Below are 11,270 nucleotides of genomic sequence, written 5' to 3' on the forward strand. Positions count from 1 at the left end.
GTGGCGACCGCCTCGCCCTCGGCCCGCTCGGCGGCGGCGTTCAGGGACACGTCCCGCCCCCCTGCGCCGGCCGCGGCCGCGGCGGCCCGGGACGCCGCCAGCGCCGCGCGCAGGGCCGCCGCACCGGCGGGTCCGTCGTCGCGTGCCGCGGCCAGCTGGGCGGCCAGGGCCGCGGTGGCTGCGGTGTTGCGGGCGCAGCGGGCGTCCGCCGCGGGATCCGGGGCGTTGCCGGCCATGGCGGCGAGGGATCCCGCCGACAGCCGCAGCGCGCCCGCGGCCCTGCCGACGGGGTCCTTCGGCACGATCTCGGCCGCGTCCTCGCCGACACCGGCGTACCGGCACGCGGCGGCCGCCCGCGCGTAGGCGCTGCGCGCCCGGCCGCCGTGGAACTCGCGCAGCGCCTCCGGCTGTTGCGTGGTCTCCGCCGCCGTCTCCCGCCGCCCCTCGGTCGTGGCCGCCGGCTCCTGCTGTTCGCTCATCCTCGGCCTCCTCTGTCCGCTGCCCGGCGCCCGGTCCGCCCGGGTCCGGGTGCGCGGGCAGGGTGCCATGCCGGCCGTGAACAGACCAGAAGCAGGCGCCGGGAACCGGTCGGCGGGCGGAATGCGACCTGGCTATCTGACGGCCCGTCAGTTACGGTCGCCGTGTCGGCTGTTGCGAAGGGGTGAGTGCCATGCAGAAGCGTTCCCGGTGCCCGCGGCCGCCCGGCGCTCCGCGCTGGGTCGCGATGTTCCACCAGTCCGCGCCGGACTCCTGGACGGTGGGCGCCGAGTCCCCGCACCGGGGTCCCGTGCTGTACGCCGTCGGGGACATGACCCGGACCGTACGGGCCCGCGGGGACGAGCCGGCGGTCGCCCTGTGGGGACCGCGGGACGGCGCCTGGCACCTCTTCGACACCCCGGCCGCCAAGGTCCCCGCCCCCGCGCCCGAGCGGCCCGCGCAGGGCACCGGCGAACCGGAGAAGCTCGCGGAACGGATGACGGACCGCCGGCACCAGGTGCTCATGGCCGGACTGAGCAAGGCGGGCCTGTACGACCTCGGCCCCGAGGACGGCGAGGCGCTGCGGGTGCTGGCCGACCGGCTCGACGAGCCCACCGCCCGCCGGGTGGCCCACTGGCTCTCCGTCGCGGGCGGGGAGCGGTAGCGCACCGGGCGGGACGGGAGCGGGCCACGGCCCGGTGACGCCGGTTCGGCGGCCGGTCCGCGGGGCAGTGACGTCCTGGTACGCCGAAGTCACCGCCTACGGCTGGAGGACGTATGAAGGTCAGCGTCGACCGCGCCCTGTGCTACGGCTCTGCCGAGTGCGCGCACCGGGTGCCGGCCGTGTTCGCGTTCGAGGACGGCTACGGCGCCGTACGGCCCGGCCGCGAGGAGTCCGCCGACGACCCGCAGGTCCGGGAGGCGGCCGAGAAGTGCCCCTCGCAGGCGATCGTCCTCACGGAGTAGCGCGGGGAGCGGGTCATCCGGTGGCTCACCGGGTGGGGGAAGCGCCCGGGTAGGCCCACTCCAGGTGCGCGAGTGCGCGGGCCCTGGCCTCCGCGACCGCCAGACGGGCCTCGCGTTCGGCGGGGTCGACATGCGAGGCCTGGCCCGTGACCTGGCCCTCCCACTTGCGGTACAGCAGGCCGGTCCGCGCCGTGAACCAGCCGCGGCTCACCGCGTTCAGCGCCAGCAGCAGACCCGTGTCCTCGGAGGCGGGCAGGGCCATCCAGCCGCCCAGGGCGTCCAGCAGGTCCCGGCGGATGCAGAGGGTCGCCGGATGGACCGGGAGGCGGAAGTCGTTGCGCTTCCAGAAGTCGAGCACGGCACCGCGTTCGACCGGGCCGTCGTCCGGGTCGCCGGGGAAGCCGGCCGTGGAGCCGTCGGGCAGCAGGTCCAGGGCCCGGGAGGTGGTCCAGCCGAGGGCGCGGTCGGCCTCCAGCGCGGCCAGGTCGCGGGCCAGGGCGCCCGGCGTGAGCTGGTCGTCGGCGTCCAGGACCTTCACGTACGCGCCCCGGGCGTGCGCCAGCGCGATCGTCCGGGCGACCCCGGGGCCGCCCCGCCTGCCCTGGTGGAAGACCACCCGCCCGTCCTCGGGGACGCGGGGGCGGACCTCGTCCGTGGCGCCGTCCTCCTGGATCACCCACTCCCATTCCCAGCCGCCGGGCAGTTCCTGCTCGCGCAGGGACGCCCACGCGTCCGTCAGGAACCGGGCCGACGGGGCGTGGACAGCGGTGACAACGGTGATGCGCCGGCTCACGGCAGCACTCACCACCTTTCCGGAGGGGCTGCGGTCATCGTCTCAGGCCCTGACAGCGCAAGACCCCCGGCCGATCCCGGCCGGGGGTCATTCCGTTTCGACTGGTGCGTACGCAAGTCGCCTTTGTGTCGAGACGTTGCGGTACTGAGCGGGGAGGTTCAGCAGTCGAGTGCTGCGGAGGAGTCGTCGTCCGCGGCCTCGGGCTCTGTCTCGTACTCGGTGGAGGGCCGGTGCCGGCAGCTGGGGGACTTGCCGTGGGCCTCGGCCCGGATCCGCTGCTTCATCGTGGGGGGCAGGGCCCTGGCATGGGACCAGGCCCAGTGGCGTGGCGCCGGGATCGTCGGGGCCGTGCGGAGCGCGCTGTCGGTGCGGGGGCTCTCGGTCCGCGGTGCGACCGCCTCGGTGGCGGCGTTGGCGGCGGTGGCGAGTCCGAGCGCCGTGCACAGCGCGAGGAAGGCGGTGACGATGGCGGTCCACAGCTTCATGACCTTGTTCTGGGTCATGGCCCCTCACTTTCAGGTCGGGCGATTTGCGTACTTTCCTCATGATGTGTATGTGCTCGGCGAAGTGGTGGACCTACGGCCGTGGCGCGGCGATGTTCAGATGAACACCACCCGGATGGTCGCAAGAGGGTGGGAAAACTCCCAAAACCTGGTGAGGGTGAGCGAAGGGGGAGCAAAGTGACCCTCCGTGGAGGTGTGATCACCCTCCGATCGGAATGGCTTCCGACCTGGCTTATCGCGGTGCCGGAGGCGGAAGTTGGGGCCCGAAGCAGGTCACCGATCGGTATCGATCGGTGTGTATAGTCGGGCGCCAGAGGTCCCCTACGTCAAGGAAAGACGAGGTCGCGCGGTGAAGAAGCTGCTCCTGGTCGCACTGGCCGCCATCGGCGGGCTCCTCGTGTACCGCCAGATCCAGGCGGATCGCGCCGAGCAGGACCTGTGGACGGAGGCCACCGACTCCGTGCCCACGGGTTCGTGAGTACCGATACCAGAATCTGAAAAGACCCCGGCCGCCCTAGCGGTCGGGGTTTTGTGTTGCTTCCGGTTGCGGGGTCCTGCGGGCTGTTGTAGGCGTGGCCGGACCGATGGACGCGGTGCCGGGCTTTTCGGACGGCCGTACGCGTTGCCCGGATGGCCGAGCGGCACCCGGGGCAGGATGGGCCACGGTCCGGTGCGGCCGCCGCGGAGGGCGGCGGACGCGGAGCGACAGGGGGGTGGCACGTGCGGGGGCGAGGGCGTACGGCTCGGCGACGGCGAGGTCGTACCGCTTGGCGAGGTCGTACTGCTTGGCGTGGTCTTGCGGCTCTGCGGGGTCCTGCGGCTCTGCGGGGGCGGAGCGCCGTGGGCGCCGTCGCCCTGGCGCTGGGACTGTGCGCCACGGGCGCGCTCCCGGCAGGCAGCGCGGTCGCCGCCGACGGCGGGCCGGAGGCGTACGCCTTCGCCCCGGGCGCCCGTACGGTCGCGGGCGCGGCCGGCCTCGCGGACGCCCCCCGGGTCGACCCCGGCCGGACCTACCGAAGCTCCCTGCCGAGGAACGGCAGGCTCTACTACCGCCTCGACCTCGCCGACGCCACGGCCACGGCCTACGTCCCCGTCACCGCCGTACCGCCCGCGGACGCCACCGTGTCCGCCACCGACGGCATCCGCGTGTCGGTGCGGGACGCCCACGGCACGGCCTGCACCTACGCCTCCGGCCGCTTCGGCGCCGGGCTCAGTCCGCACCCGGTCACCGCCCTCGCGGAGCGGGACGCCGGCAAGGCGCTGTGCCAGGGCGCGGGGACGTACTACCTGCTCGTCGAACGCGTCGACACCGGGGGCTCCGCCGCGGCGGGGGCGGCACAGCGCTGGGACCTGGAGATCGCGCCCACCACGGAATCCCGCCTGGCGGGGACCTCCGGCGGCACACCCGGGGCCTGGGACTCCAGCACGCCCGAGCCGCTCGCTGGCGAGCCCCGCGACCGGCCCGGCGGCCCCGGCTTCGCCGCGGCCCGTCCGCTGGGGCAGGGCGTCTGGCGGACCACGCTCGCGCCCGGCCGGACCCTGTTCTACAAGGTGCCGCTCGACTGGGGCCGCCGCGTGCAGGCCACCGCCGAACTGGACGCCGCCGCGGGCCACGGGTACGTCGGCGACGCCCTGAACCTCGCGCTGTACAACCCCGTCCGCGGCTATGTCGACGACGCCTCGCTCGGCTACACCGGCATCCGGAAGCCCGTCGCCCTCGCCCCGCTGCCGCCGGTGGAGTACACCAACCGCTACGCCGTGCCCACCGCGGTGACCTCCATGCGCTTCGCCGGCGACTACTACCTGGTCCTGCACCTCAGCGAGCAGATGGCCGGCACGTTCGGGCGGGGGCCGTTCGGTGTGACGCTCCGGGTCCGGGTCGACGGGCGGGCGCATGCCGGGCCGGGGTACGCCGGGCGGCCCGTGCCGGACGGCGTCTTCACGGTCATGGCTCAGGACCGGGAGGCGGCGCCGACCGGGGACACCGGGGGCGGGGGCGGCCTCCTGATGACGCTCGTCGCGGTCGGGGGGATCGGGCTGGGAACCGTGTTGCTGTTGGTGCTGGGTGGGTGGACGTGGGCGGCGCGGCGGGGTCAGACCCGGGTCAGTGCCCAGAAACCGACCGCGTAGCAGGCCAGGGCCAGCAGCAGGATCGGGATCGCGGCCTTGGCCGGGGGCCCGGGGCGGCGGTCCGGGCGGCGCGCGCGGCGGCCGTGCGCGGGCGGAGTCCGGCGGGCGGGAGGGGGAGCCTGCGGGGCCCGGGTGGTGTACGCGGCGGTGGTGCTGTCATCGGGCCGCCCCGGCCCCGGGTACAGAGGCGAGGCCCAGGGCGCGGGCGGCGCGGTGTTCCAGGGGCCGGGCGGGGTGTGAGGGGGAGGAGCCGACGGGCGCGGGACGGAGCCGGGGGTGGGCTCGGTGGCCTGGGGAGGCGGGAGGCGGAAGCTACCGGTGTCCGAGAGGGAGTCGCCGTCTCGGCGGGGGTCGGTGGGTGCGTCGTCGCCCTGCGCGCCCGGGTGTCTTTGCCCTGGGTCCGCCGACGGGCCCGCCGCGGAACCGGTCACGTCTCCCGGGCCCGCGCCCGGGCCGGCGGTGGCTGAACCGGCCGGGTTCCACGAGGCCGCCCTCGGCCCGGCGGCTGATCCGGTCGCGCCCGGTGAGCCCATGCCTCGGCCGGACGCGGGCGAACCTGTCCCGTCCGTCGCGGCCAGGTCCGGGCCGGCAGCGGGCGAGCTGGTCCGGACCGGGCCGGCCGGGACCGGACCCGTCGTGTCCGTCGAAGGCGTGTCCGTCGCCCTCGGGGCGGTCTTCAGGCGGCCTCGTAAGGGACCCTCGGGGCCGAATCCCGGCGGGAGCGGGCCGAGTTGGTCGAAGATCTCGATCGGCTCGTCGTCGGGGCCGGGTTCCGGCAGGAGCTCCACCGCCGAGGCCAGCGCCTTCCGCGCCCCCGTGGCGGTGCGGAACCGGGCCGTCGGGTCGGGCTGGAGCAGACTGGCGACCACCTGCCAGAGCGGCTCGGGGATGCCCTTGGGCGCGCCCGGCGTCCCGTGGTCCACGAAGTACTGCACGAGCGCCTTGACATCGGGTTTGGCGCCTTCGAGGAGATACAGCGCGACCAGACCCACGGCGAACAGGTCGGCCGGGAAGTCCGGGTCGGAGCCCAGCAGTTGCTCGGGGGCGAGGTAACCGGGCGTGCCCACCACCAGGTTGGTCTCCGTCAGGCGCGGCTCGCCGAACCGCATGGCGATGCCGAAGTCGGAGAGCCTCAGCCGCGGCCGGCCCGTACCGGTCGCTTCCAGCAGCACGTTGGCGGGCTTGATGTCCCGGTGCACGACACCTTCGGCGTGGACCGCCGCGAGACCGGACAGAAGCTGGTCGAGCAGGGTGCACACGAACGCCGGCGGCAGGGGACCGTAGTCGCCGACGAGGTGGACGAGGGAGCCGCCGCCGACCAGGTCCATGGTGAACAGCACCTTGTCGTCGTCGGCGGCCCAGCTGGCCGGGGCGAGGACATGGGGGTGGTCGATCCGCAGGGCCTGTTCCCGTACGAAACGCAGGAGGGAGTGGGCGTCGCGCTGCTGGAGCACCTTGGCCGCCACGTAACGCCGTCGCCGGTGGTCCCAGGCGCGCCATACGGCGCCCACGCCACCGCGTCCGATCGGGTCGGCCAGCTCGTACCGGCCGGCGAACACCTCACCCATGGCTGCCGCAGCTCCTCCCCTGGGCCCTTGGGCCCCTCCCGGCGGCGCGACCACCCCACTGCCGCCGATGCCCCACCGGCCCCTCTGTACCCACCCCTGCTCTTGGCGCTTCCCCTCGACGGGCGGCACGACACCACCCACCCCCCCCGGGCGGGGTCGTGCGGGTGGGGTCAGTTCTGGTGGGACTGGTAGTGCGCGACCGCGTCGGAGGTGCGGCCGGCACCGTAGACCCGGAGAAACTCGGCCAGTTCGGGGTGGCTGGGGGCGAGGCTGTCCGCGGCCTCGATGATGTCGCCGGCCGCGGCCACCGAGCGCAGCAGCGACTGGATCTCGCGGACCACCCGCTTGACCGTCGGCGCGCCCGAACTGTTCGTCGTATGCGTGGTGTTGCTGAGCACGGAGCCCCCCTGCGACTTCTTGATCTCGTCCATGCGCTCGGTCGCCTCGGCGGCGCTGACGCTGCCGTCCGCGGCCTGGGCCGCCAGTTCCTGCAGCAGCTGCACCCGCTGGACCACCGCGGGATTGCCGATCTTCGCGCGCTGGCCGCTCATCAGCTGCGAGAGCATGGGAGCGGACAGCCCCAGGACCGTCGCGAGACGGGCCTGGTTGAGCCCGAGATCGTCGATGAGCTTACGGAAGAGCGCCCCCAACGGCTCCCCGTACCAGTTCCGCTGCAGCTCCCGCGCTCTCGCGGTGGCTTCCTGCTGTGCGGCGTCCATTGCGTCTCCCCATCGCTTCCCCTGAAAAAGCGTGGTTCGCTGTAGCGAACCACGCCGAGCATCTTACGGAGCGTGGTCATCCGCGGGGACCCCCAATCTTTTTGCGGGATACGGGGGGTGACCCGGTACTCTGGTCTGCGGCGCCCGCCGGGACGTGGTTCCTCCGGCCGGACGCTTCCCTTTCGGGGCCTTAGCTCAGTTGGTAGAGCGCCGTCTTTGCATGGCGGATGTCAGGGGTTCGACTCCCCTAGGCTCCACAGTGTGAGACCCCTCCGACCTGCGGAAACGCGGTGGGAGGGGTCTTTTCGCACATTCGGCGGCCGTTGCGTGCCGGACCGGTCAGGCAGACCCGGAGCCGCCGGGTTCCCGCAGGACGGACTCCCCCGCCGCGCGGTGCCGGGCGGCCCCGGCCGGATCCGTCTCGTCCAGCAGGACCGCGATGCCCTCGTGGGCCAGCGCCTCCTCGTGCCGGTTGCCCAGCCTCGGGGCCAGCTCCAGCGCCTGCCGGTGCAGCCGCAGGGCCTCCTCCGGCAGGCCCGCGAGCCGGCAGGTCTCGGCGTAGCCGTTGAGGAAATGGATCTTCCAGTGTTCCTCGAACAGCTCGTCGAGCAGCGCGAACGCCTCCCGGTGGCCGGCCAGCGCCTCCTCGTACCGGCCCGTCTGCCGCAGCGCGACGCCCAGGCAGTTCAGGCACCACGCCTGGTTGTGCAGATGCCCGTCGTCGCGGGCCAGCGCCAGCGCCCGGCGCAGGTGCCCGGCCGCCTCGTCGGGTTCCTCCCGGGCTATCGCCAGGCCGAGCGTGATCCGGGCCGTCAGGCCGGGCGGCCACGCCGGGTCGGTGTGGGGAAGGTCCAGCACCTGCCGGGCCCGCTGCGCCGCCTCCGGCCGGTGGCCCAGCTGGAGCATCGTCCAGGCCTCCGACGCGGCCGCGTGCGCCGCGCCGGTGGGGCAGCCGGCCTGTTCGTACAGCTTCCCGGCCAGCCGGAAGAGTTCGAGGGGCTCCTCGGTGTGCCCCGCGTCCCAGCTCAGATAGCCGCGGCGCAGGACCAGCTCGGCCTCCGCACGCGCGTCCCCCGCCCGGGACAGCCGGGCTCCGGCCGCCTCGTACGCGGCCGCCGCCTCCGCCATCCGGCCCGCGTTGTAGCGCGCGAAGCCCAGATCGCTGTGCGCCTCGGCCAGCTGCACGGGATCGCCGAGGCGCTCGGCGGCCTCGAGCGAGCGCTCGAAGAGGAGGTTGAGATGGGTCGTGCCGCACCGCCGCGCGAAGTAGGCCCGCAGAAAGCGCGGCAGCTCGCACACGTGCACGTCGGCGCCGACGGCGGCCGCCGTCTCGAAGGCCGCCATCAGGTTCGCGTACTCCGCGACGAGCCAGGCGAAGGCCGCGTTCTTGTCCGGGAAGGGCGGCAGCTCGGCCGGGGGCCGGCCCGCGGAGACGGCCCGGCCGGGCGACAGGAACGGCATCGCGGCGTCGGCGGCGGCCGCCGCGTGCACGTAGTAGTCGAGCACCCGGCCCAGGGCCCGCTCCCGCTCCGCCGCCGGGTCCTGCTCCGCCGCGGCCCGCCGCGCGCGCTGGTGCACCAGGTCGTGCAGCCGGTAGCGGTCCGCCGTCGGCTGCTGCACGAGGTGGGCGTCGAGCAGATCCTCCAGCATCGCCCGGGCAGCGCCCAGCGGCACGTCCGCCAGCGCCGCCACCAGGTACTCGTCGAAGGACGCCCCGGGCAGCAGGCCCAGCATCCGGAACAGGCGGGCCTGGGGCCGGTTCAGCTGCCGGACCGACATCGCGAACGCCGTGCCGAACGCGGCGTCGAACTCGCTCGTGCCCTGCGCCATCCGTTCGGCCAGGATGCCCACGGTCCAGCCCGGCCGGTGCCGCAGCCGCGCCCCGGCCAGCCGCAGGGCCAGCGGCAGATTCCCGCACAGCCGCAGCACCTCGGCGGCGGACTCCGGGTCGCGGGCCAGTCTGCCGTCGGGGCCGCCGGGGTCGCCGCTGGCACGGGCCAGCAGCTCCGCGCTCTCCCGCTCGCTCAGCACGTCCAGCGAGACCGGGGGCACCTCGTCCAGGCCGAGCAGCCGGCCCCGGCTGGTGATCAGGACGACGGAGGGGCCGGCGCCGGGCAGCAGCGGGCGGACCTGGTCGGCGTCGGCGGCGTTGTCGAGGACCACGACGACCCGTCGGCGGGCCAGTTCCGACCGCCAGCAGGCGGCCAGCTGCTCCAGGCCCTCCTGCGGGACCCTCTCGGACGGCACGTCGAGCGCGGCGAGCAGCATCCGCAGCGCGGAGTCCGGATCGAGCGGGGGCCGGCCCTCGGTGAAGCCGTGCAGGTCCACATAGAGCTGGGCGTCCGGGAAGCCGGCGGCGAGCCGGTGCGCCGCGTGCACCGCCAGACAGGTCTTGCCGACGCCCGCCATGCCGTCCACGGAGACCGCCCGGTGGCTGTCGAGCGCGGCGAACACGGCGGCGAGCCGCTCCTCGCGCCCGGTGAAGTCGGGCACGTCCCGCGGCAGGTCGTTGCGCGGCAGCGGCCGGCCCTGGCGGCTGCTCCTCGGGGGCGCCGGCAAGGGGTCCGAGGCCCGTTCCCACAGGGGTCGCAGGGGGCGCGGATCGCGCTTGACGAGGCGGCAGAGGGCGATCACCGCGGGCCAGGGCGGCACGGTCTGCCCGTTGAGATAGCGCGACAGCGACGAGGAACTGAGGCCGGTGTCCCGCGCGAGGGCCCGTACGCCGAGCCCGGAGAGCTCCTGCAGCAGCCGCAGCCGGGCCGCCAGCTCGTCCTGTGGGTCTGTCTTCGCCGTGCGTGTCTGTCCGTCCACTGTCCCCCGCCTTCCCCGTCCCGCTACGGCAGCAGTCTTCCGAGCCAATTCGCCGCTGGTCAAGGTTGATTCGGCTGTCCCACGGTGTCCCACCGCCGTGGTCGTGGCGGGCGGATCCGGCTGTGATGGAGTCACGCCCCGGGGGAACGGGGCGCCGACCCGGAAGAGGAGCAGACCGAGATGAAGTCCCGTATGCAGAACCCCGCCGTCGTCCTGTCCGACGCGATGCAGCCCATCCAGCAGCTCTTCAAGGCCGTGCACTCCGGCGGGGTGGACGAGCAGACGCTGGAGCTGGTGCATCTGCGGGTCAGCCAGATCAACGGGTGCAGCGCCTGCGTCGACGCCGGCGCCAAGACGGCCCGCAAGGCCGGCGTGAACGACGAGCGGCTGGCCACGGTCGCCGCCTGGCGGGAGGCCCCGTACTTCACCGACGAGGAGCGGGCGGCCCTCGCGCTGGCCGAGGCCGCGACACGGCTGGCCGACCGTCCCGACCCCGTGAGCGACGAGGTCTGGGACACGGCCGCCACCTACTTCGACGAGAAGCAGCTGGCCGCGATCGTCCTGATGATCGGCGTCACCAACCTGTTCAACCGCCTCAACGCCACGACCCGGCAGATCGCCGGCGCCTGGGGCTGACGAGCGCCCGCACCGACGACATCCGCAGACCGGGAGGAGACCCACCGTGAAGGACGCGCACAAGCCCGCCGGAACCGCTCTTGCGGCCGGCCCGGCGGCCGAGGGATTCACGGCCGAGGCGCGGGCCGCGATGAAGGAGCGCGCCAAGGAGCTGAGGGCGCCCGCACGCCGTGGAACCCGCGCCGACAAGGCGGCGCAGGACGAGGCCGCCGTGCTCGCGAAGATCGCCGAGATGCGGGAGCCGGACCGGGTCATGGCCGAGCGGCTGCACGCCGTCGTCGGGGCGAGCGCGCCGGACCTCGCCGCGAAGCTCTGGTACGGGATGCCCGCGTACGCCAAGGACGGCAAGGTCGTCTGCTTCTTCCAGAGCGCGCAGAAGTTCGGCTCGAGATACGCGACCTTCGGCTTCAGCGACCGGGCGAACCTCGACGAGGGCGGCATGTGGCCGGCCTCCTACGCCCTGAAGGAGCTGACCGCCGCCGACGAGGCGAGGATCGGCGCGCTCGTGGGGAAGGCGGCGAGCTGACCCTCCCGGGCATCCCCAGAAGGGCGCTCCGGGACGAGGTTTCACGTGAAACGGGCCGTGGGCCGGGGAGTGTCAACTCGCCCGGCCCCCCGCCCCGTGGGGGGCCGGCGGGGGCAGGAGCCGGCACACAACACGGGGCGG

The 11,270-nt window shown here is 74.5% G+C and carries 11 protein-coding genes, 1 tRNA gene and 1 pseudogene; 7 read left to right on the plus strand and 6 right to left on the minus strand.

All coding sequences use genetic code 11. The features are described from left to right. Positions 1-479 (minus strand): annotated as a pseudogene (locus tag ACWEN3_RS30755) (hypothetical protein); the annotation flags it as partial. A 191-nt stretch (positions 480-670) separates the two neighbouring features. Here ACWEN3_RS30755 and ACWEN3_RS30760 point away from each other — a divergent pair. Then, a complete protein-coding gene (locus tag ACWEN3_RS30760; protein WP_452977230.1) occupies positions 671-1,141 on the plus strand; it encodes a hypothetical protein in 471 nt (156 codons plus the stop codon). A 113-nt stretch (positions 1,142-1,254) separates the two neighbouring features. Next, positions 1,255-1,443 (plus strand): ferredoxin, encoded by a 189-nt coding sequence (locus tag ACWEN3_RS30765; protein ID WP_452977233.1) that lies wholly within the window; start codon positions 1,255-1,257, stop codon positions 1,441-1,443. Positions 1,444-1,468: 25 nt separating this feature from the next. Here the strand turns inward: ACWEN3_RS30765 and ACWEN3_RS30770 are convergent, their stop codons facing one another. Together ACWEN3_RS30770 and ACWEN3_RS30775 are read right to left on the minus strand one after the other, a co-directional pair. After that, entirely contained in the window at positions 1,469-2,236 is a 768-nt protein-coding gene (locus ACWEN3_RS30770) for a glycosyltransferase family 2 protein (RefSeq protein ID WP_452977236.1), read from the minus strand. Between the two features lie 158 nt (positions 2,237-2,394). After that, the gene (locus tag ACWEN3_RS30775; protein WP_452977239.1) at positions 2,395-2,739 is read right to left on the minus strand and encodes a DUF6344 domain-containing protein; all 345 of its coding nucleotides are present in this window, start codon (positions 2,737-2,739) and stop codon (positions 2,395-2,397) included. 349 nt (positions 2,740-3,088) lie between these two features. Here ACWEN3_RS30775 and ACWEN3_RS30780 point away from each other — a divergent pair, with 349 nt between their 5' ends. Next, entirely contained in the window at positions 3,089-3,217 is a 129-nt protein-coding gene (locus ACWEN3_RS30780) for a DLW-39 family protein (RefSeq protein ID WP_003999697.1), read from the plus strand. Positions 3,218-3,543: 326 nt separating this feature from the next. Next, positions 3,544-4,869 carry a hypothetical protein gene (locus ACWEN3_RS30785; RefSeq protein ID WP_452977254.1) on the plus strand — a complete coding sequence of 442 codons (1,326 nt, stop codon included), beginning with the start codon at positions 3,544-3,546 and terminating at the stop codon, positions 4,867-4,869. Here the strand turns inward: ACWEN3_RS30785 and ACWEN3_RS30790 are convergent. Both ACWEN3_RS30790 and ACWEN3_RS30795 read right to left on the minus strand, forming a co-directional pair. Beyond that, positions 4,833-6,437 (minus strand): protein kinase domain-containing protein, encoded by a 1,605-nt coding sequence (locus ACWEN3_RS30790; protein WP_452977242.1) that lies wholly within the window; start codon positions 6,435-6,437, stop codon positions 4,833-4,835. The genes ACWEN3_RS30785 and ACWEN3_RS30790 overlap by 37 nt on opposite strands. Before the next feature lie 170 nt (positions 6,438-6,607). Next, positions 6,608-7,156 carry a helix-turn-helix domain-containing protein gene (locus tag ACWEN3_RS30795; protein ID WP_452977245.1) on the minus strand — a complete coding sequence of 183 codons (549 nt, stop codon included), beginning with the start codon at positions 7,154-7,156 and terminating at the stop codon, positions 6,608-6,610. A gap of 184 nt (positions 7,157-7,340) precedes the next feature. Here ACWEN3_RS30795 and ACWEN3_RS30800 point away from each other — a divergent pair. Next, a tRNA-Ala gene (locus tag ACWEN3_RS30800) sits at positions 7,341-7,413 on the plus strand. 82 nt (positions 7,414-7,495) lie between these two features. Here the strand turns inward: ACWEN3_RS30800 and ACWEN3_RS30805 are convergent. Next, a complete protein-coding gene (locus tag ACWEN3_RS30805; RefSeq protein WP_452977248.1) occupies positions 7,496-9,967 on the minus strand; it encodes an ATP-binding protein in 2,472 nt (823 codons plus the stop codon). A 180-nt stretch (positions 9,968-10,147) separates the two neighbouring features. On the opposite strand from ACWEN3_RS30805, the gene ACWEN3_RS30810 reads away from it, so the two are divergent. Both ACWEN3_RS30810 and ACWEN3_RS30815 read left to right on the plus strand, forming a co-directional pair. After that, the gene (locus tag ACWEN3_RS30810; protein WP_452977251.1) at positions 10,148-10,603 is read left to right on the plus strand and encodes a carboxymuconolactone decarboxylase family protein; all 456 of its coding nucleotides are present in this window, start codon (positions 10,148-10,150) and stop codon (positions 10,601-10,603) included. Between the two features lie 130 nt (positions 10,604-10,733). Continuing rightward, entirely contained in the window at positions 10,734-11,129 is a 396-nt protein-coding gene (locus ACWEN3_RS30815; protein WP_452977257.1) for an iron chaperone, read from the plus strand. Positions 11,130-11,270 lie beyond the last annotated feature (141 nt).

Source organism: Streptomyces sp. NPDC004561, from assembly GCF_053602155.1.